This window comes from Bordetella genomosp. 5 (assembly GCF_002261315.1).
GTDB lineage: Bacteria > Pseudomonadota > Gammaproteobacteria > Burkholderiales > Burkholderiaceae_B > Bordetella.
Map to the genome: position 1 here is coordinate 98,265 of NZ_NEVP01000012.1, position 20,428 is coordinate 118,692.

The 20,428-nt window shown below is 67.9% G+C and carries 20 protein-coding genes; 8 read left to right on the forward strand and 12 right to left on the reverse strand.

Annotated features, from left to right (window positions below; all coding sequences use genetic code 11):
- Window positions 1–24 precede the first annotated feature (24 nt).
- Together CAL25_RS20550 and CAL25_RS20555 are read right to left on the reverse strand one after the other, a co-directional pair.
- The gene (locus CAL25_RS20550; RefSeq protein ID WP_249279187.1) at window positions 25–1,524 is read right to left on the reverse strand and encodes an aldehyde dehydrogenase family protein; all 1,500 of its coding nucleotides are present in this window, start codon (window positions 1,522–1,524) and stop codon (window positions 25–27) included.
- The gene (locus CAL25_RS20555) at window positions 1,521–1,913 is read right to left on the reverse strand and encodes a carboxymuconolactone decarboxylase family protein (protein WP_094803469.1); all 393 of its coding nucleotides are present in this window, start codon (window positions 1,911–1,913) and stop codon (window positions 1,521–1,523) included. The genes CAL25_RS20550 and CAL25_RS20555 overlap by 4 nt, the downstream gene beginning before the upstream one ends.
- Before the next feature lie 162 nt (window positions 1,914–2,075).
- On the opposite strand from CAL25_RS20555, the gene CAL25_RS20560 reads away from it, so the two are divergent.
- Entirely contained in the window at window positions 2,076–2,996 is a 921-nt protein-coding gene (locus CAL25_RS20560) for a LysR family transcriptional regulator (RefSeq protein ID WP_094803471.1), read from the forward strand.
- Window positions 2,997–3,059: 63 nt separating this feature from the next.
- On the opposite strand, the gene CAL25_RS20565 is transcribed toward CAL25_RS20560, so the two are convergent.
- Both CAL25_RS20565 and CAL25_RS20570 read right to left on the reverse strand, forming a co-directional pair.
- Window positions 3,060–4,163 (reverse strand): hypothetical protein, encoded by a 1,104-nt coding sequence (locus tag CAL25_RS20565; RefSeq protein WP_141217964.1) that lies wholly within the window; start codon window positions 4,161–4,163, stop codon window positions 3,060–3,062.
- 108 nt (window positions 4,164–4,271) lie between these two features.
- The gene (locus tag CAL25_RS20570; RefSeq protein ID WP_094803475.1) at window positions 4,272–5,111 is read right to left on the reverse strand and encodes a lytic transglycosylase domain-containing protein; all 840 of its coding nucleotides are present in this window, start codon (window positions 5,109–5,111) and stop codon (window positions 4,272–4,274) included.
- An 84-nt stretch (window positions 5,112–5,195) separates the two neighbouring features.
- On the opposite strand from CAL25_RS20570, the gene CAL25_RS20575 reads away from it, so the two are divergent.
- Complete coding sequence (locus CAL25_RS20575) at window positions 5,196–6,740, forward strand: UbiD family decarboxylase (RefSeq protein ID WP_094803477.1); 1,545 nt, start codon at window positions 5,196–5,198, stop codon at window positions 6,738–6,740.
- Between the two features lie 61 nt (window positions 6,741–6,801).
- On the opposite strand, the gene CAL25_RS20580 is transcribed toward CAL25_RS20575, so the two are convergent.
- From CAL25_RS20580 to CAL25_RS20600, 5 genes are all read right to left on the reverse strand, one after another.
- Entirely contained in the window at window positions 6,802–6,981 is a 180-nt protein-coding gene (locus CAL25_RS20580; RefSeq protein WP_094803479.1) for a hypothetical protein, read from the reverse strand.
- 384 nt (window positions 6,982–7,365) lie between these two features.
- Window positions 7,366–7,725, reverse strand: coding sequence for a hypothetical protein (locus CAL25_RS20585; protein ID WP_094803481.1), 360 nt, complete (start codon window positions 7,723–7,725; stop codon window positions 7,366–7,368).
- Between the two features lie 2 nt (window positions 7,726–7,727).
- Window positions 7,728–8,171 (reverse strand): phage holin family protein, encoded by a 444-nt coding sequence (locus tag CAL25_RS20590; protein ID WP_094803483.1) that lies wholly within the window; start codon window positions 8,169–8,171, stop codon window positions 7,728–7,730.
- Between the two features lie 59 nt (window positions 8,172–8,230).
- Window positions 8,231–8,548 carry a DUF883 family protein gene (locus tag CAL25_RS20595; RefSeq protein ID WP_094803485.1) on the reverse strand — a complete coding sequence of 106 codons (318 nt, stop codon included), beginning with the start codon at window positions 8,546–8,548 and terminating at the stop codon, window positions 8,231–8,233.
- Window positions 8,549–8,641: 93 nt separating this feature from the next.
- Window positions 8,642–9,349, reverse strand: a complete 708-nt coding sequence (locus CAL25_RS20600) for a hypothetical protein (RefSeq protein ID WP_094803487.1) — start codon at window positions 9,347–9,349, stop codon at window positions 8,642–8,644.
- Between the two features lie 314 nt (window positions 9,350–9,663).
- Here CAL25_RS20600 and cysG point away from each other — a divergent pair, with 314 nt between their 5' ends.
- A complete protein-coding gene (cysG, locus tag CAL25_RS20605) occupies window positions 9,664–11,079 on the forward strand; it encodes a siroheme synthase CysG (protein WP_094803489.1) in 1,416 nt (471 codons plus the stop codon).
- 133 nt (window positions 11,080–11,212) lie between these two features.
- Here cysG and upp read toward each other — a convergent pair whose 3' ends face one another.
- Together upp and dacB are read right to left on the reverse strand one after the other, a co-directional pair.
- A complete protein-coding gene (gene upp, locus CAL25_RS20610) occupies window positions 11,213–11,851 on the reverse strand; it encodes a uracil phosphoribosyltransferase (protein ID WP_094803491.1) in 639 nt (212 codons plus the stop codon).
- A gap of 103 nt (window positions 11,852–11,954) precedes the next feature.
- Window positions 11,955–13,460 carry a D-alanyl-D-alanine carboxypeptidase/D-alanyl-D-alanine endopeptidase gene (gene dacB, locus CAL25_RS20615; RefSeq protein ID WP_094803493.1) on the reverse strand — a complete coding sequence of 502 codons (1,506 nt, stop codon included), beginning with the start codon at window positions 13,458–13,460 and terminating at the stop codon, window positions 11,955–11,957.
- Window positions 13,461–13,714: 254 nt separating this feature from the next.
- Between dacB and queA the strand changes: the two genes are divergently transcribed.
- The 5 genes from queA (at window position 13,715) to secF (ending at window position 19,427) form a co-directional block, all read left to right on the forward strand.
- Window positions 13,715–14,779 carry a tRNA preQ1(34) S-adenosylmethionine ribosyltransferase-isomerase QueA gene (queA, locus tag CAL25_RS20620; RefSeq protein WP_094803495.1) on the forward strand — a complete coding sequence of 355 codons (1,065 nt, stop codon included), beginning with the start codon at window positions 13,715–13,717 and terminating at the stop codon, window positions 14,777–14,779.
- Entirely contained in the window at window positions 14,776–15,912 is a 1,137-nt protein-coding gene (tgt, locus tag CAL25_RS20625) for a tRNA guanosine(34) transglycosylase Tgt (protein ID WP_094803497.1), read from the forward strand. The genes queA and tgt overlap by 4 nt, the downstream gene beginning before the upstream one ends.
- Window positions 15,913–16,144: 232 nt before the next feature.
- Window positions 16,145–16,483, forward strand: a complete 339-nt coding sequence (gene yajC, locus CAL25_RS20630; protein ID WP_094803499.1) for a preprotein translocase subunit YajC — start codon at window positions 16,145–16,147, stop codon at window positions 16,481–16,483.
- A 67-nt stretch (window positions 16,484–16,550) separates the two neighbouring features.
- Complete coding sequence (gene secD, locus CAL25_RS20635; protein ID WP_094803501.1) at window positions 16,551–18,437, forward strand: protein translocase subunit SecD; 1,887 nt, start codon at window positions 16,551–16,553, stop codon at window positions 18,435–18,437.
- A gap of 54 nt (window positions 18,438–18,491) precedes the next feature.
- On the forward strand, window positions 18,492–19,427 hold the full coding sequence (gene secF, locus CAL25_RS20640; protein ID WP_094803503.1) for a protein translocase subunit SecF: 936 nt from the start codon (window positions 18,492–18,494) through the stop codon (window positions 19,425–19,427).
- 130 nt (window positions 19,428–19,557) lie between these two features.
- Here the strand turns inward: secF and CAL25_RS20645 are convergent, their stop codons facing one another.
- Complete coding sequence (locus tag CAL25_RS20645; RefSeq protein WP_094803505.1) at window positions 19,558–20,280, reverse strand: phosphatase PAP2 family protein; 723 nt, start codon at window positions 20,278–20,280, stop codon at window positions 19,558–19,560.
- Window positions 20,281–20,428 lie beyond the last annotated feature (148 nt).

A 20,428-nucleotide genomic window follows, 5' to 3' on the forward strand; every position in this document is an offset into this window, starting at 1 on the left:
TTTCTGTGGTCCGTTCAATGGCGCTCAGGCGCCGTGGGCGTAGGGCACCCAGACGTTCTTGGTCTGGGTGTATTCGTGCAGTGCTTCCTCGCCGCTGCCGCGGCCATAGCCGCTGTTGCCATAGCCGCCGAAGGGCGTGGACGCGTGCATTTCGCGATACATGTTGATCCAGAAGATGCCCGCGTCGACCTGAGCGGCGACCCGGTGCGCACGCGCGATGTCGCGCGTCCAGACCGCCCCGACGAGGCCGAACTCGCTGTCGTTGGCCATCGCGACCGCTTCGTCTTCCGTATCGAACGGGATGGCCACCACGACCGGGCCGAAGACTTCCTCGCGGGCGATCCGCATCGTGTTGGTGACATTCGCGAGCACCGTGAGCGGAATGAAATAGCCGCGCGCATCGGACGCGGGCGCGGCCTGCCCCGTCATCAGCGTCGCGCCCTCGGCCAGGCCCATGGCGATCATGTCCCACACCTTGCGGTACTGCGCGGCGTTGTTGATCGGGCCACAGTCGGCGCTCTCGTCCAGCGGCGCGCCCACCTTGTAGCGCGCCGTGGCTTGCTCCAGGGCTTCGACGAAGCGCTCGTAGATCGGCCGCTGCACCAGCAGCCTCGATCCGGCGGCGCAGTTCTGGCCGGTGTTGGCGAAAGCGGCCACCACCGCGGCGTCGACCGCCGCCGGCAGATCGGCATCGTCGAACACGATGTTGGCCGACTTGCCACCGAGTTCGAGCAAACAGGGGATCGGCCGCAAGCCGGCCGCACTGTTGACGCGCCGCCCCGTCTGCGTCGAACCCACGAAGACGACCTTGCGGATCGCCGGATGCTCGATCGCGACCGGTCCCACCGTCTGACCCAGGCCATTGACGACCTGCAGCACCCCCGGCGGCAGCCCCGCCTCGATGGCAAGACGACCCAGCACGAGCGACGACAGGGGCGTCAACTCCGAGGGCTTGAGCAGCACGGCATTGCCCATCGCCAGCGCCGGCGCCATGCTGCCGCCGGCCAGATACAGCGGCGAGTTCCACGGCATGATCTGCAGCACCACGCCCAGCGGCTCGCGCAGGGTGTAGTTGAGTTGGCCGTTGGGCACGGATGTCACCTTGCCCGCGAACTTGTCGGTCCAGCCCGCGTAATAGCGCAGGCTCTCGGCGACGGCTGCCATCTGAGCGCGGCAGCCCTTGACGGCCTTGCCGGTGGACCAGGCCTCCAGCCGCGCCAGGTTGTCGGCATGGCGGCTCACGAGCTCCGACAGACGCGCGAGCACGATGCCGCGTTCGCGCGCCGACGTGGCCGCCCAGCCGCGCTGCGCGACGCGGGCGTCGTCCAGCGCCGTGCGCACGAGCTCCACGGAGGTGTCGCGGTACGTGAGCAAAGGCGTGCCGTCCTCGGGGTTGAGGAGCGCGATCGCGTCGCCGCTGCCCGCCACCAGCCGGCCCGACACGAAGGAGCCCACCTCCGCCTCCGGGCCCATCAGATGGCGGTACAGATGCTCGGGCGCGAGCGTGAGTGGCGCCGGCGTCATGCCTTGCCCTGCTCGGCGTCGTATTCCGCGAAGAACACGCGGGCGATGCGCGTGGCATCGCTGCCGGTCGGCACGCCGCAGTACAGCGCCACCTGCAGGAAGATCTCGCGGATCTCGTCGCGCGACACGCCGTTATTGAGCGCGCCGCGCAGATGGACCTTCAGCTCCGCCGGGCGATCCATGGCGGCCAGCATGGCCAGATTGATCATGCTGCGCATGCGCCGATCGAGACCGGGGCGATCCCAGACGTCGCCCCACAGGTTGCGGATGGCGAACGCACGCATCGGCTCGCTGAATTCGTCGGTCACGGCGGCCGAATTCTTCACATAGGCCTCGCCCAGCACCTCGTTACGGATTTCCTCGCCGCGCTTGTACAGATCCTTGCTCATCTCGTATGCCCTGTTCGTTTCGTTGCGGCCCAAAGGCAGGCCATACGAGGCAGGATAAGTAAGGCATAGCGATAATGTAAGATGCGAAAACAGTTCTCGTGAGAATGCAAGGTTATCGGGGTAAGCACGCAGCGCGCGTCGCCGCCCGGGGCCCGTACCGCCATGACTCTGGACCAACTCCGCGCCTTCGTGGCCATCGTCGAACACGGCAGCATCCGCGCCGGCGCCCGCGCGCTCGGCGTCGCCCAGAGCGGGCTCACCCAGCAGCTGCGCCGCCTCGAGCAATCGCTCGGCACCACGCTGCTGGTACGCGCGAGCAGTGGCGTGGTGCTGACCGAGCACGGCCACATCCTGCTCACGCGCGCACGCATCATCCTCGGCGAATGCCATCGCGCCGAGCAGGAGTTCGATTATCTGAAGGGCGAACTGCAGGGCAGCGTGAACGTCGGCGCCTCATCCGAGGCCTGTGCCCGGCTGGTGCCGGCCGCGCTCCAGCAGTTGCGCTGGGCCTATCCGAAGGTGCAGGTGCATCTGGCGAGCGGACCATCGGCGTCGCTGCTGTCGGGCATCCGGGAAGGCCGGCTCGACTTCGCCGTTACGCTGGTCTCGCATGCGAGCGACATGAGCGACCTCTCCAGCACGAAGATCGCCGACTCGCGTCCGGCCATCCTCTGCCGCCGCGGCCACGCGCTGGCGGACGCGACGTCGATACACGCGCTCGCGAACGCGCAGTGGATCAATACCCGCCCGCTCGGGTGGTCCGGCACGCCCTCGAACCGGCTTGGCGACTGGTTCGCCGCGCACGGCATGAACGAACCGCACATCGCGGTCACGGTGGACTCGCTGCTCGATACGCTCAAGCTGGTGGCCGAAACCGATTATCTGTTCCTGGGGCCCGGGTTCGTGGTCGAAGACGGCACGTTCACCCGCTCCCTCAAAGCCCTGGACCTGCGCGAATCGATTCCGCACGCCGACATCGGCCTCGTGCAGCGCACCGCGGTGCCGCTCGCCCCCGCCGCTCGCGTCTTCGCCGCGATGCTGCTGTCGGTCAATCGCGAGCGCCGCGCGCGCAAGCCGAGCTGACGCGGCCACGCGCCACGCACCCGGCGCGCGCCTGACCGCCGTGCCGATCTCCCACGCCGAGTTTCAGTGCTGTCCGGCCGGACACACGGAGCGCGTGGGCGGCGGCGGCGCGCCCTCGACCACGAGCGTCATGAATTCCATCACGCCGACCTCGTCGTTGCGTCGCAATGCCAGGACCTCGCCGTCGGCACGTTGCACGACCGAGGTCCCGGCCGTGATCTCGCCCTGCCCCGCGCGGGTCGCCGGTGCGTCTTCGCGCGGGCTGAAGACCCAGGCCTGGGTATCGCTGCCGTCGCGGCCGGCGCTGCGCACGCGGGTGCCGGCCGGGTAGGCGATGCCGCCCAGATCGAGCGGGCAGACCAACTCGCCCGATTCGACGCGCACGAGCTCGCGGCCGGCATCCAGATAGATCGACGGGCCGTCGATCAAGAGTCCGCGCAGTTCGATCGCGCGCCCCGTCGACAGGTCCACCCGCCAACGGTCATCGGCCCGATATCCACCGATGTAAACCGTGCCACCGGTCGCCAACAGCCGCGCGGCGGCGGGCAGTTCGCGGCCGTCGAGCAGGTTGCCGCCGGCCAGCGTGCACTGGTACAGCGCGGCCGGCGCCTCGTCGGCGCCTGCATGAAACTGGATCCCGGCGGTGGCGTCGCAGCGCCAGCCATCGGCGACCTGGTCGCCGGGCCCGACCAGCGTGACCTCTTCGGCGCGCACGCGGCGCACTTCATACGCGTCGTCGTAGTCGCGTCGCACTTGCCGCTGAATCGAGGTCGTGGTCACGCCCGCGATCACGGCGGCTTCGGGCAACTCGGCACGGACGAAGGTGGCGGGTTGATCGGCCTGATCGAGCTCCAGGCGTGTCCCGGCCGGCAGGCGGATGCCGCCCAAGGTCATGGCCTCGCCGAGCACGAAGCGCTTGGCCGCCTGCCGCTGCGCGATATCGCGCTCGATCTCCCGATAGCCGAGATAGAGCCAGACATCGAACGCGGCGAGCGCGGCGAGCAGCGCCATGCAGAGGCCCCAGAGCACCGGATGTCGTCCGAAGGCGCCGCGGGCGCGCCGGCTCAGCGCGAGAACGCACCACCACCCCACCAGCACGAGGCCGGCGACGAACGAGAGGACCAGCATCAGATAGAAGCTGGCGGAAGGCAAGGCGACAGGAATCATGGCGAGATGATAGCGGTCGGGGCCGGAGCATGACGGCAGACATGACAACGGGCCACCGAAGTGGCCCGTCGGGTCGGCGGCCAAGCGGCCACCCAGAGGCGCTGACGCTCAGTCGCGCGCCAGCGCGATGCCGGAGGCGAGCGCCAGGCGGCGGCGCTCGGCCTGGACCTTGGCGCCGTAGCCGCCGTCGTCCGGACCGGTGGCGCCCACATAACAGGCCAGACCGCCGTTGACCGAACCGCGCCGGTCGATGCAATCCTTCAGGATCGTCGCGCCGACATGGATGTTGGCGATGGGATCGAGCGGATTGCCCTTGCCTTTGCCCGCCGCCACATAGGCGTCGAACTTGTCCTGGTGCACGCGCGTCATGACCTGCATCAGACCCTGCGCGCCCACCGGGCTCTCGGCGAACGGGTTGTAGCGCGATTCGATCGCGATCACGGCGAGCAGCAGCAAGGGGTCGAGCTGCTTTTCGCGGCCGACCTTGTAGACGGCATTGACCAGCGTGCCGGTGGCGTCATAGGCCACCTTGTACTTGCGCGAGATATAGTTGCGCAGCGCATCCACCTGGCCGTTGTTGGTGACAGCGGCGGAGGCTTTGCGGACATGGGGCGGGTTCTCGCTGCGCAGCGGACCCAGGAAACCGGTCGCATTGCTGGGCGTATTCGGAACGGCCATGACGACGGCCGATGCATTATCGGCACCGGACTCCAGCCCCGGATCGGTATCGGGAGCGGGCTGCATGGATGTAGGCGCGAGGGCGGTCAACAAGGCTTTGTGCACCTGCAATGCCTGGTCGCGCAGACCGGGCAGGGCGAAGCCCATGCTCACCGTGACGATAACCGCGATGCCAAGATAAACAGAGCAAAGCCGCAGTGCTTCAGCGAGATGGTGGTGCACTCCTTGGGCCAGCTGACGAAAGACGCCGGCCACTGACGCATCGGGCATAGGACCTCCTGCGTGGGGAATGGGAGCGGGCAATGTTAACCTTTGTTCTACCCCAGATATGTAACCAAATTGCCGGGATCTGTAGTGAAGTACCGCGACCTCCGAGATTTTCTGACCCAACTCGAAAACCAGGGCGAGCTCAAGCGCATCAAGGCGCCGGTGTCCACCGAGCTCGAAATGACCGAGATTTCCGACCGCGTTCTGCGCGCGGCCGGCCCCGCCCTGCTGTTCGAAAACGCCCAGCATCAGGGGGCCCGCGCCGACATGCCGGTCCTCGCCAATCTGTTCGGCACGCCCCGCCGCGTGGCGTGGGGCATGGGCGCCGAGGACGTGGGCGCGCTGCGCGATGTGGGCGAACTGCTCGCCTCGCTGCGCGAGCCCGAGCCCCCGAAGGGCTTTCGCGACGCGCTGGGCAAAGTGAAGATGCTAAAGGCCGCGCTTTGGGACATGAGCCCGAAAGCGGTGCGCGGCGCGCCCTGCCAGGAAGTGGTCTGGGAGGGCGACGACGTGGACCTGTCGCGCTTGCCGATCCAGAGCTGCTGGCCGGGCGACGTGGCGCCGCTCCTGACCTGGGGTCTGGTGATCACCCGCGGCCCGAATGCCAAGCGGCAAAACCTCGGCATCTATCGCCAGCAGGTCATCGGCCGCAACAAGCTGATCATGCGCTGGCTGTCGCATCGCGGCGGCGCGCTGGATTTCCGTGATCACGCCCTGGCGAATCCGGGCACGCCGTTCCCGATCGCCGTGGCCCTGGGCGCCGACCCGGCCACCACGCTCGGCGCGGTCACCCCGGTGCCCGATTCGCTGTCCGAGTACCAGTTCGCCGGTCTCCTGCGCGGCTCGCGCACCGAGGTGACGCAGGCGCTGGGCAGCACGCTGTCGGTGCCCGCGACGGCCGAGATCGTGCTCGAGGGCTACCTGCTGCCCTCCTCCGACCCGCGCGCGCTCCCGCCGCAGGCCCCGGAAGGCGCGCCCGCCGCGCCCGACACCGGCTACGAGATGGCGCTCGAAGGCCCGTATGGCGACCACACCGGCTACTACAACGAGCAGGACTGGTTCCCCGTGTTCACGGTCGAGCGCATCACCATGCGCCGCGACCCGATCTATCACACCACCTACACCGGCAAACCGCCCGACGAGCCCGCCGTGCTCGGCGTCGCGCTCAACGAGGTGTTCGTGCCGCTGCTGCGCCGTCAGCTGCCGGAAATCGTCGACTTCTACCTGCCCCCCGAAGGCTGCAGCTACCGTCTGGCGGTCGTCTCGATCCGCAAACAGTACGCGGGCCACGCCAAGCGGGTGATGTTCGGTCTGTGGAGCGTGCTGCGGCAGTTCATGTACACGAAGTTCATCGTGGTGGTCGATGAAGACATCAACCCGCGCGACTGGACCGAGGTGGTGTGGGCCATGACCACGCGCATGGACCCCGTGCGCGACACCGTGCTCGTCGAGCGCACGCCGATCGACTACCTCGACTTCGCCTCGCCCGTCTCGGGCCTGGGCGGCAAGATGGGCATGGACGCCACCAACAAGTGGCCGGGCGAAACCGACCGCGAATGGGGCACCCCGATCAAGATGGACCCCGCCGTACGCAGCCGTGTCGACGCGATGTGGGGCGATCTGGGTCTGTAAGGCCCCATGACGAAGCCCCCGGGCGAACCGGGGGCTTCGGGTACTGCGGGCGACGACGAGATCAGTCCGTTGCGCCGTTCGGCGAGGCCGCCGTAGTGCGCGAACTGATCTGCTCGGCGGGCCGTTCGCGCACGGGTGGCGGTGAGAGCGCGTCGAAATTTCGCGTTGTCACCTCGTCGATTGCGCCAGCGGCATACAGCTCGCGCATATCCGCTCGCAGGGACTCAATGATCTTGCTCACAGCGGATCTCCAATAAATGCCGGTTCCGACGCAGCATCCAGCCTGCGACCTCGTGCCTAAAAACACCTACCTCGCGAATTGCAGCGCACCGTTCCTGCTCCGAGATGCTGTCGCTCTCGTTCTTCGCAAACCCGCATACCCACGTATCTGGTGTCCACTCATGCGGATATGCCCCTATCGAGTACGGGCATATCCAACGTGAAGGCGGCAGTTTGACGGGTTAGCGCCCTGGCAGAGCCTTCCTCGGCGCTAAAGGCGGACGGAGTTCCATGCGGAGGGTTCCGAATTGCCCACGGCACCCGCGACGCTTCTGGCCCTCGACGCGGCGAAAAAAACCCCCGGGCGAACCGGGGGCTTCGGGTACTGCGGGCGCAAGAGCGCGGGTCAGCGCGGGCCGGGGCCCGGGCGCTGCGAGGCGCGCCAGGTCTGGAAGATCTTCCAGCCGGCCAGCATGCCGCCGGCCACCTTCAGGAGGCCGGCGCGCTTGCCGCCCCCCATGATGAAGGCCGACAGGCTGGAGGTGACCATGGGGTAGCGGCGCACCAGATTGAAGCCCTGCCAGAGCAGCTGCGAGGTGTTGCCTCGCGACAGCCTGGGCCACAGGCCGCGCAGCAGGGCCGAGGGTTCGAGCGATTGCCCGGCCTCGGCGATGCTGTGCGCCAGCGCCTCGCGTTCGATCGCGGCGCGGGCGCGCAGCAATTCGATGCGCACCTGGCGGTCGACATCAGCGGAATGACGGGCCATGGTCAGCGCCTCCGGGCGCGTTCGTGCGCCGCTCTACGTTCTTCACGGGCCTCGCGCTCCTCGAGTTCGTCCTGGGCATCGCGCACCCGATCGAGCAACTCGGCATCGCGGCCCAGTTCTTCGAGCGTGGCCGCGAACGGCACCGGTCCGTCGACGAGCGTGCGTCGTACGACCAGCAACAGCACCAGACCGATCAAGCCATAGATGCCGGCAAGGCACCCGAGGGCGAGATAGCGATCCTCGGTGGGCCAGAAGGCCACCGCGATCGTGATGGTGAACACCAGCACGGCCAGGGTCAGGAACAGCAAGGCGGCGAACGCCATGCCGAGCACCTTGACGAGGCGTGCCTTTTCGCCGCTGGCTTCGAGGGCCAGCAACTCGAGACGTGTCCGCAATAGCCCGACCAGGCTGGCGGCCACGCCGAATACCGATCTGCGCAAACTCATAGGCTTGAAAATGCGAACGGCCGCGTGGACAAGCGTCACGCGGCCGTTCGCATCTTGCCTTAGCGTCGGCTGATCAACAGGCCGATCAGCAGGCCGGTCACGCCTGCGATGCTAATGGCCTGCCAGGGATTGTCGTGGACATAGTCGTCCGTGGCGCGGGCGGCGCGACGGCCGCGCTCGAGCATGGCGTCCTGGGCGTCGTACAGCGCCTCACGGGTGCGCTTGAGCGTGAGCTGGGCGCGTTCGCGCAGCTCGGAAGCCTTCTCGCCGGAGGCCGATGCGGCTTCGCGCAGCAGGGTCTCGGCGTCGTTCAGGCTGGTCTTGACACTGTCAATCAGTTTGTCCTTGGCTACGTCTTCGGATCTTCTCGCGTTCATGTGCGCTCCTTTCATGATGTGTCGATGACAATTGATAATACCAGTCGCACCTGGCGCGGCAAGCGCCTGGTGCTACCGGTTACTACGATCCGTTCACTTCATTTGCGTGATCTCGACGGCCGACTTGATGCCGCCCTGATCGATGTCCTGGCGCATCACCAGATTCTCCGACGGGCAGTACCAATCGGTGACCGTCGTGTTCAGGCCGGGGATGGGCAAGGTGATGCCCTTGAAGGTGGCCATCGTCGGGTCGCTGTTGCGCGTGTAGGTGATCGGCCAGCACGAGCGCTTGCCCAGCGCGGTGTCGATCTCGCGCCGCGCACCCACGGTCTTTTCGCCGATGCGCACGGTGGTGCTGGGCTGACCGCCCACGGGCGCTTCCTTGCCGATGTTCAGGCGATACGCGGCGCCCGGCAGGCGCTGGCCTTCGCCGGTGACCTTGTCGTAGGCGAAGAGGCCCAGCATGCGCAGGTCGAACTGGCCGTCGTTGCGCGGTGCCTCGCCGGCCTGGTCGTAGCGCACGAACGTGGCCTGGCCGTTTTTCACGGTCATGAGGTAGTCGAGGCGCGACTTGCCCGGCGGCAGGCCGGCGTAGGCAAAGCTCGCCACGCCACGCACGCGCGCCCGGCAGCCGTCGCCGCTCTTGCTGACTTCGGCGAAACCGAGGTCGGCGCCCATATTGATGTTGCCCGAACCGGTCAGGACGACCTGACCGCCATCGTGCATGAATTTGGCGTCGCACACGCCCGCGGCCAGCGCCGGCGCGCTGGCGAGGCCGCCAGCCAGAGCCAGGGCGGCCATGGGAAAAAACACACTGCTTGCTCGCACGGGGCACTCCACGATCTGAGGCCGGCAAAAGCCGGACGATGGATCGATACTACACCGGGCCGGTGACCGCGCTTGTATCCAGGTCTGGCAAGGCGCCGCGGCCCGCTGCCCGGGGGGAACACCGGACCCGCGGCACGGCCGACCATCATGCCCACGCCCCGGGAAGTGCGACGCCCCAAATAACTTTTTCACATATCAATTCAATCAATCAAAAGTTGTGGGGATGAAGCGCGCTCCCTATGATCGGTGGATATTTTGCGGGCGCAGCCCGCGTTGGCGCCCATTCAATGAAGCTCTTCCCGATTTTCACCGACCTCGCCCAGCGCCGCGTGCTGGTGGTGGGCGGTGGCGAAGTCGCGGCCCGCAAGGCGGCCGCTCTGCTCGAAGCCCAGGCCGACGTGGTGGTGGGCGCGCCCGCCCTCGATCCCGATCTGGCCCGGCTCGCGGCCGACGGTCGCATCACCCACCTCGCCGGCACTTACGACAGCCACTGGCTCGAACAGGTCTGGCTGGTAGTCGCGGCCACCGACGATCGGGCCGTGAACCAGCAGGTGCACGACGACGCGGTCGCGCGCCGGCTGTTCTGCAACGTCGTGGACGATGCCGCCCTCTCCACGTTCCAGGTGCCGTCCATCGTCGACCGCTCGCCGCTCATTGTGGCGATCTCGTCGTCCGGCGTGGCGCCGGTACTGGCCCGGCGTCTGCGGGAGCGCCTCGAATCTCTGTTCGATCACACCCTCGGCCCGCTGGCCGCATTGGCCGAACGCCACCGCGCCCGCATTCGACGCCAGCGCCCGGATCTGGGACAGCGCCGGCGCTTCTACGACTGGCTGCTCGACGGCCCCGTGGCCCAGGCGCTGCGCCAGCAGCAACCCGCGCAGGCCGAACAGCTGCTGCACGAGGCGCTCGAACAGCCGCAGGAAGCGCGCCAGGGCAGCGTCGTGCTGGTCGGCGCCGGCCCGGGCGACCCCGGCCTGCTCACACTCAAGGCGCTGCGCGCGCTGAACGAGGCCGACGTGATTCTGCATGACCGGCTGGTGAGCGACGCCGTCCTGTCGCTGTCGCGCCGCGATGCCGAACGCATCACGGTGGGCAAGCAGTTGGGCGAGGATCACCAGGCCACCCAGTCGCGCATCCACCGGCTGATGGTCGAACACGCGCGCGCCGGCCGCCGCGTCGTGCGGCTCAAGGGGGGCGACGCCTTCATCTTCGGCCGGGGCGGCGAAGAGCTCGAATATCTGCGCGAACACGACGTGCCGTTCGAGGTCGTGCCGGGCATCACCGCAGCGCTGGCCTGTGCGGCCCACGCGGGCATCCCGCTCACCCATCGCGACCACGCGCAGTCGGTGCGCCTGATCACGGCGCACTGCCGCGCCGACGAAGACTCGCTCGACTGGGACGGCCTCGCTCGTCCCGCACAGACCCTCGCTTTCTATATGGGCGTGGGTCAGCTCGACACGCTATCCAGCCGCCTGATCGCGCATGGCCGCGCGCCCGACACGCCGTTCGCGCTCATCGAGAACGGCAGCCGTCCCGAGCAACGCGTCGTGGCAGGCCGCCTCGCGGACCTGGCCGCGGTGGCCGCCGCTCACGCGGTGCGCTCCCCTGCCCTGCTGGTGGTCGGCGAGGTCGCCGGGCTGGCCGGCAAGCTGCGCTGGTTCGGCAGCTACGCCGAAGGCCTGCCGAGCGGAGCGCCGGCGTAGGCGCCCGCGCCTGCCGGCTGACAGCGAGACGCGTTTGTCCTGCCCAATAAAAAACCCTCCCGCGCGAGCGGGAGGGTTTGGGGGCTGCGATCATGGCCGTCGCCGGGACGGCGCGCCGATGCGCGAGCGCCGCTTATTCGACTTTTTGCTTGGTGCCGAAGATGCGGTCGCCGGCGTCGCCCAGGCCCGGCATGATGTAGCCATGCTCGTTCAGGCCCTGGTCGATCGAGGCGGTGTAGATGTGCACGTCGGGGTGACGGTCGAGCACGGCCTTCACGCCTTCGGGCGCGGCCACGAGCGTGAGCGCGCGGATTTCGCGGGCGCCGGCGCGCTTGAGCATGTCGATGGTCGCGACGAGCGAGCCGCCGGTGGCCAGCATCGGATCGACGATGAGCGCCAGGCGCTGATCGAGCTCGCCAACCAGGCGCTCGAGGTAGGTCTGGGCTTCGAGGGTTTCTTCGTTGCGGGCCAGGCCCACCACGCTCACTTTGGCGCCCGGGATCAGGCTCAGCACGCCGTCGAGCATGCCGATGCCGGCACGCAGAATGGGCACCACGGTGACTTTCTTGCCGGCGATTTTCTCGACGTCGACGGTGCCGCACCAGCCTTCGACCTGGGCCGGCGCGAGCGGCAGGTCTTTGGACGCTTCATAGGTCAGCAAGGCCGCCACTTCCTGCGACAGCTCGCGGAAGCTCTTGGTGCTCAGATCGGCACGACGCATGATGCCGAGCTTGTGGCGGATCAGCGGATGGCGGATTTCATGCACGGGCATGTCCGGTATCTCCAGTAAATAGACTCAGTAATTCTTGCGCGGGCATACCGCGCCTGGCGCTATCGTAATCCGATTGCGGCCGGCGCGCCCCGGCATGGCCGTTTCATTGCTCGGCCAGCCACGCCACCAGCGCATCGTCGAAGGCCCGCACGGCGGCCGCGTTGTCGTGATTGACGATGCTGACCACCACATAGCGCTTGCCGCTCGCGCCCAGCACGTAGCCCGCGATGGCCCGCACATCGCGCAGCGAGCCGGTCTTCAGATGCGCCATGCCGGCCGCGCCGTTGCCCTTGAGGCGGCGGCGCACCGTGCCGTCGACCCCGGCGATCGCCATGGACGCGATGAACTCGGGCATGACCGGCGATTGCCAGGCCAGCGTGAGCATCGAGGCCAGACTGTCGGCCGACACCCGCGCGTCGCGCGACAGGCCGGCGCCGTTATCGATCACCAGCTCGGGCATCACCAGGCCCTGCTCCTGCAGGATCTGCTTGGCGACGGCCTCGCTCGAGGCCACGGTGGCCGGCCGGCGGCCGCGCTCGGCGCCCAGCGTGAGCAGCACCGTGCGCGCCATCACGTTATTGCTGCGCTTGTTGATGACGCGGATCGCCTCGCCCAGCGTGGGCGACTCGTGGCTGGCCAGCGGCATGGCATCCGGCGGCACCATGCCGGTACGAACCGTGCCCTTGAACGTGCCGCCCAGCTCGCGCCAGAGCATGCGCAGCACGGCGTCGGCGTAATCCTGTTGCGACAGCGCCAGTCGGTACAGGCTGAATTCGCCGCAGGAACCCGCCACCTTGCCGGCCAGCCGCAGGCTCATGCCCTGCTGCGTGACCACCGGCTCGGTCGTGACAACCGGCGGTCCGGGGCAACGCACGTCGCTCCATTCCACCTGCCCTTCCAGGCGCAGGCCGGGCACCGGCGGGTCGATCACCGGCAGCCATTTATTGGCCAGCGGGTCCGGCGTGAACAACAGCCGCACGGCGCCGAAGCCCACCATCAGCGCATCGGGGCTGGCGTTGTAGGCGCGGTCCGGGGCACCGTCGAAGGCGCCCGGGTCGATGGCGACCTGACCGAAAATGCTGCGGTCGATCACCAGGTCGTTGATCTGTTTGACGCCGCGCAGGCGCAGCTCGCGCAGCAGGGTCCACATGTCCTGCAACAGGAACTGCGGATCGCCGCTGGCCCGCAGGTACAGGGGGCCCTGCAGCGCGCCGTGGGCATCGGGCCGGTTGCCCGGGCCGGTCAGAAACTCCGTGCGCCAGACGTAGTTGGGTCCGAGTTCGGACAGCGCGGCCCAGGTGGTGACCAGCTTCATCACCGAGGCCGGATTGCGCGGCGTTTTGGCATTGACGGCCAGCAGGCGCGGGCCGTTGATCTCCTGCACCACCACCGACAGGGCGTCATCGGGCAGCTTGGCGTTGCGCCAGGCGGTTGCCAGCTTGGCGGGCATGCCGGCCTGCGGCGTGGGCTGCGCCACCGCGACACCGCAGCAACTCACGATCGCGGCCACGATCCATTGCCCCAGCCGCGTGGCCCGCCGCCGGCCCGCGCCCGCGCGGCTCCGGTGGCTGTCTTGCGCCTGTATCTGCGTGCCTTGCCCTTGTGCCATGCCCCACCCGTTACATCACTTTGCGGTTGAAGCCGAAAGCATACCGAAACGCCACGACCCCGAGTCGGCCGGGCAAGCATTCCGGCCGCACGCTGTTGGCGCCATGGCACGGCCGCGCGCCGGGCTACAATGGCCGGTTGTGTCGGCTCGGCCTGTCCGGGACCGCCCCGGGCCGCCTGGCCGCGGGCCTTCCTCGACCCCGCGCAGCCCGGCCCCGGCGCGCGCATCGCCGTGCCCCTATCGAGTTTTCCGCTGTGTCTCACACCTATACCGTCGCCGATTTCGATTACGACCTGCCCGATGAGCTGATCGCGCAGACCCCCGCCACGCGCCGCGATGGCAGCCGTCTGCTGCACCTGGACGCCGGCAGCCAGTTGCACGACCGCCAGTTTCCCGATCTGGCCGGGCTGCTGCGCCCCCATGATCTGCTGGTGTTCAACGACACGCGCGTCATCAAGGCCCGCCTGACCGGACAGAAAGCGACCGGCGGCAAGATCGAAGTGCTGGTCGAGCGCATCGTCGACACCGATCGCGCGCTGGCGCATGTGCGCGCCAGCAAATCGCCCGGCGCCGGCATGCGCCTCGTGCTGGCCGACGGCGCTTTCGAGGCCGAGGTGCTTGGCCGCCAGGGCGAGCTGTTCGAGCTGCGGTTTCCGGCGCCCGTGCTGGATCTGCTCGACGCCCACGGTGCCACGCCGCTGCCCCCCTACATCACGCACGCCGCCGACCAGGAAGACGACACGCGCTACCAGACCGTGTATGCGCGCGAGCCCGGCGCCGTCGCCGCGCCCACGGCGGGCCTGCATTTCGACCAGCCCATGCTCGAGCGCCTGGCGGCGCAGGGCGTGGCGCGCGCCTTCGTGACGCTGCATGTGGGCGCCGGCACCTTCCAGCCGGTGCGCGTCGACAATCTGTCCGACCACATCATGCACGCCGAGTGGTACACCGTGCCGCCCGAGACCGTGGCCGCCATCGAGCGCGCGCGCCAGGCGGGCGGACGCGTGATCGCGGTGGGCACCACCAGCGTGCGCGCCCTCGAGTCGGCCGCTGCCCAAAGCCAGGCGCAAGGCGCCGCGGGGCCGGCCGGCATCGGCGCCGCCAGCGGCGACACCCGCCTCTTCATCACGCCGGGCTACACCTATCATGTCGTCGACGCCCTGCTCACCAATTTCCACCTGCCGCAGTCGACGCTGCTGATGCTGGTGTCGGCCCTGGCCGGCGTCGAGCCCATCCGCCGCGCCTACGCCCACGCCGTCGCCCAGCGCTATCGCTTCTTCAGCTACGGCGACGCCATGTTCATCGAAACTCCCCAGCCATGACCGGATTGCAATTCGAACTGCTCGCCACCGACGGCGGCGCCCGCCGCGGTCGCATGACCCTGAACCACGGCGTGGTCGAAACGCCCATCTTCATGCCGGTCGGCACGTACGGCAGCGTCAAGGCGATGCTGCCCCACGAGCTCAAGGGAATCGGCTCGCAGATCGTGCTGGGCAACACTTTCCACCTGTGGCTGCGCCCCGGCACCGCCATCATGGAAAAGCACGGCGGCCTGCATGGCTTCATGCAATGGGACAAGCCGATCCTGACCGACTCGGGTGGCTTCCAGGTGTTCAGCCTGCAGGGCATGCGCAAGATCACCGAAGAGGGCGTGAAGTTCGCCTCGCCGATCGACGGCGCGCGGCTGTTCCTCACCCCGGAAGAGTCGATGCGCATCCAACGCTCGCTCAACTCCGACATCGTGATGGTGTTCGACGAGTGCACGCCCTACGAGATCGACGGCCGTCCGGCCACGTCCGAAGAGGCCGCTCGCTCGATGCGCATGTCGCTGCGCTGGGCGCGGCGCTCGCGCGAGGCCTTCGATCAGCTCGAGAATCCCAACGCCCTGTTCGGCATCGTGCAGGGCGGCATGTACGAAAACCTGCGCGACGAGTCGCTCGCGGGCCTGACGGACATCGGCTTTCATGGCTACGCCATCGGCGGCCTGTCGGTGGGCGAGCCCAAAGAAGACATGATGCGCATCCTGGCGCACGTGGCCCCGCGCCTGCCGCAGGACCGCCCGCGCTACCTGATGGGCGTGGGTACGCCCGAGGATCTGGTCGAGGGCGTGGCGCGCGGCGTCGACATGTTCGACTGCGTGATGCCGACCCGCAACGCGCGCAATGGCTGGCTGTTCACCCGCTTCGGCGACGTGAAGATCCGCAACGCCAAATATCGCGACGACACCCGACCGCTCGACCCCAGCTGCGCCTGCCACACGTGCCAGCATTTCTCGCGCGCCTATCTGCATCATCTGCAGCGCGCCAACGAAATCACGGGCGCGCGTCTGAATACGCTGCACAATCTGCACTTCTACCTGACCATCATGGGCGAAATGCGCGAGGCGATCGCGGCGGGCCGCTTCGAGGCCTGGCGCGCGCAGTTCGCGGCCGACCGCGCCCGCGGTGTCGACTAGCCGCCACGCCCGGCGCTAGGCGTAAACCCTGACACCGCACCCGTGCGACGGGCCCCTGCCGGGCGCATACCCCGGGCGGGCCCGCCCGGCCGATCGGCCGGCGGGAGCGGCCCGGGGTGCGCGCCGCACAACCTCGCTACAATAGCCGGCTTGCCCTACCCATGGCTCGCGCGGGGGCTAGGGACAGAACAACATTACGACATACACAACTGAATAACCTAGGAGTCATTCCATGTCTGCTATCGACACCGCCGGCATCGTCCTGGCACAAGCCGCCGAAGGCAATGCGCTGATGGGCATGCTGCCCATCATCCTGATGTTCGTGATCCTCTATTTCCTGATGATCCGTCCGCAGATGAAGCGCCAGAAAGAACACCGCAACATGGTCGCCGCACTGGCCAAGGGCGACGAAGTCGTCACCGCCGGCGGCATCCTGGGCAAGGTCTCCAAGGTCACCGACAGCTACATCACCGTCGAAGTCGCCGACCTGGCCGAAAAGCCCGTCGAAATCACGCTGCAAAAGGCCTCGGTCACGACCGTGCTGCCCAAGGGAACCATCAAGGCCCTGTAATCGTCAGATCAGGCCCCGCCTTCGTGCGGGGCCTTGTTCCGCTCCACCCCTTGATAAGTAGCCGGCAATGAACCGCTATCCCCTCTGGAAGTACATCACGGTCCTGGTTGCGGTCGTCATCGGCCTGCTCTATACCCTGCCCAATTTCTACGGCGAATCCCCTGCCGTACAGATCTCCAGCGCCAAGGCCACCATCAAGGTGGAACCCGCAATGCTGGAACGCGTCGAGCAGATCCTGAACGACGCCAAAATCCCGGCCACGAGCGTCTATTACGAGCTCAACGGCACGCTCGGCACCGTCCGGGCACGCTTTGCCTCCACCGACATCCAGCTTCAGGCGCGTGACCTCCTCGATCGCACCCTGAACACCGTCGCGGGCGACCCCCACTACACCGTGGCCCTGAACCTGCTGCCCGCGTCGCCGCCCTGGATGCGCACGCTGGGCTGGTTCGAGCCCAAGCCCATGTACCTCGGTCTGGACCTGCGCGGCGGCGTGCACTTCCTGCTGCAGGTCGACATGCAGGGCGCCCTGACCGCCCGCTACGACTCGCTCGCCACCGACGTGCGCGCGACCCTGCGCGACCAGAAGGTCGAGGTCGCCAACGTCGAGCGTACCGGCATGGCCGTGCAGGCCACGTTTGCCAATGCCGAGCAGCGCGACCGCGCCCGCGACGCCCTGCGCAACCGCATGGCCGATCTGCAGTTCGTCGAAACCGACAACGGTGGCCGTCCGGCCCTGGTCGGCGAGCTGAGCCCGACCGCCATCACCCGCGTGCAGGACACCGCGCTCAAGCAGAACATCAACACCCTGCACAACCGGATCAACGAACTCGGCGTCGCCGAACCCGTGATCCAGCAACAGGGCAACGACCGCATCATCGTGCAACTGCCCGGCGTGCAGGACGTGGCCAAGGCCAAAGAACTGCTGGGCCGCACCGCCACGCTCGAAATCCGCATGGTCGACGACTCGCCGGGCGCCCAGAGCGCGCTGGCCTCGGGCTCGGTGCCGTTCGGTCTGGAGCGTTACACCGACCGCGACGGTCGTCCGCTGCTGGTGCGCCGTCAGGTCATTCTGACTGGTGAAAACCTCCAGGACGCCCAACCCGGCCGCGACTCCCAGACCCAGCAGGCCGCCGTCCACCTGACGCTCGACACCAAGGGCGCGCGCATCTTCCGCGACGTGACCCGCGACAACATCGGCCGCCGCATGGCGATTCTGTTGTTCGAAAACGGCAAGGGTGAAGTGGTGACGGCGCCGGTGATCCGTTCGGAAATCGCCGGCGGTCAGGTGCAGATCTCGGGCTCCATGAGCCCCGAAGAAGCCGCCGACACCGCGCTGCTGCTGCGCGCTGGCGCGCTGGCTGCCCCGATGTCGATCATCGAAGAGCGCACCATCGGCCCGAGCCTCGGCGCCGACAACATCGCCAAGGGCTTCTACTCGACCCTGTACGGCTTCCTGGCGATCGCGGTCTTCATCATCATCTACTACCACCTGTTCGGCGTGTTCTCCACGATCGGCCTGACCTTCAACGTGTTGCTGCTGCTGGCCCTGCTGTCGATGCTGCAGGCCACGCTGACACTCCCCGGGATCGCGGCTATCGCGCTCACGCTGGGCATGGCCATCGACTCGAACGTGCTGATCAACGAACGGATCCGCGAAGAATTGCGCAACGGGGCCACCCCGCAGCAGGCAATCCATCACGGCTTCGAACGCGCCTGGGGCACCATTCTCGACTCCAACCTGACCACGCTGATCGTGGGCCTGGCACTGCTGGCCTTCGGCTCGGGTCCGATCCGGGGCTTCGCGGTGGTGCACTGCCTGGGTATCGTCACCTCGATGTTCTCGTCGGTGGTGGGCGTGCGCGCCCTGGCCAACCTCTGGTATGGCCGTCAGAAAAAGCTCACGAACATCTCGATCGGCACCGTGTGGAAACCCACCAACAAGGCAAACTGAACCGGCATGGGCGGCTGACAACGCCGCCCTTCCGGGCTACCTGCAAGGCGTAACATGGAATTTTTCCGGATTCATCGCACCATCCCGTTCATGCGCAACGCGCTGGTGCTGAACATCATCAGCCTGCTGACTTTCGTGGCCGCGGTGTTCTTCATCGTCACGCGCGGCTTCCACCTGTCGATCGAATTCACCGGCGGCACGGTCATGGAAGTCAACTACGCGCAGACCGCGCAGCTCGATCAGGTGCGCGGCGCCGTGTCCAAGCTCGGCTACACCGATTTCCAGGTGCAGAACTTCGGCACCTCGCGCGACGTCATGATCCGCCTGCCGCTGGCCGAGGGTCAGACCTCGGCCACGCAGAGCGAGACCGTGATGGCCTCGCTCAAGGCGGCCGACGACTCGGTGCAACTGCGCCGCGTGGAGTTCGTGGGCCCGCAGGTGGGCCAGGAGCTGCTGCACAACGGCATGATGGCGCTGCTCGTCGTGGTGATCGGCATCATGGCCTATCTGGGCATCCGCTTCGAATGGAAGTTCGCCGTCGCCGGCGTGATCGCCAACCTCCACGACGTGGTGATCATCCTGGGCTTCTTCGCGTTCTTCCAGTGGGAGTTCTCGCTCGCCGTGCTGGCCGGCGTGCTCGCGGTGCTGGGCTACTCGGTCAACGAGTCCGTGGTCATCATGGACCGGATTCGCGAAAACTTCCGCAAGTACCGCAAGGCCAGCGTGCACGAAGTGATCGACAGCGCCATCACGCAGACGATCTCGCGCACGATCATCACCCACGGCTCGACCCAGATGATGGTGCTGGCCATGCTGTTCTTCGGCGGCCCCACGCTGCACTACTTCGCCCTGGCCCTCACCATCGGCATCTGGTTCGGCATCTATTCCTCGGTGTTCGTGGCCGCGGCGCTGGCGATGTGGATGGGCGTGAAGCGTGAAGACCTGGTCAAGCCGGTCAAGAAAGACGAAGACGGCGTCGAAGCCGCCTGAGTCCGACGGGGCGCGCCGCCCACGAGGCGGCGCCACCAGAAACGAAAACCCCGGGTACGGCCTCGCCGTCCCGGGGTTTTTCATTGGGCATCGCCCCGCGGGGCGCGCGCCTTCGGCGCGTGCCGCAGACTCAGCCGCGGCGCCAGCGCCACGGCGCCCGCAGGGGCCACTGATAACGCGCCGACAGCACGCGCGGCGCGAGCAAGGCGGCGCAGACGATGGCGATCATTGCGCCACCCACGACATCGCTCAGGTAGTGATCGCGATTGACCACCCGGCTGGCCGCCACCAGGCTGGCCACGGCAAACACCGGCCAGCGCCAGCGCGGCGCCACGATCGCCACGACGGCGGCCACGGCAAAGGCGGCCTGGGTGTGACTGGACGGGAACGAATCGAAGGGCTCGCCGGCGAACAGGTCGCCGCGGCCATAGAACTTGTCGTCCAGCAGCTCTTCGGGACGGGCCCGCGCCACGATGCGCTTGAGCAGCCAGGTCACGATGCCGCCGGTCGCCATGGTGGCCATCAGCAGCACGCACACGCGCGCGATGCGATCGAAGCCGAAGCGCACCGGGCAGTTCCAGCCCCGCTGCTGGCCCATCAGCGACAGCACGTACGCGGCCAGCGCGGCCGCGAGATAAACATCCGGATCGCCCAGCTCGCCGATCCACTCGAAGGTGTCGTTGACGGCGGGGCTCACGTGCGCGTGGATCCAGAGGGTGAAGTCCTGGTCGATCCAGTGTGCGCTGGCGGCCATGGCGGCCAGCACCACGCACACGGTCAGGCCACCGCGCCAGGCGGGCATGCCCGGCGGCTCGGCCAGGGGCGGGGTGGGAAGCGGAGGAATGAGGTTCATGCGAGGCGAAGTCGACCGGCCAGGCCGGCGGGGAAATCGATGCCGGGCGACGGACCCGGCGCAAGCACGGCACCGGCTCCGGTTCCGGCGGGGCCCGCGGGGCGGGCTGTAGGCCGGGACTGGCGCGGCCGGGGCAGTGGCCGCCGGC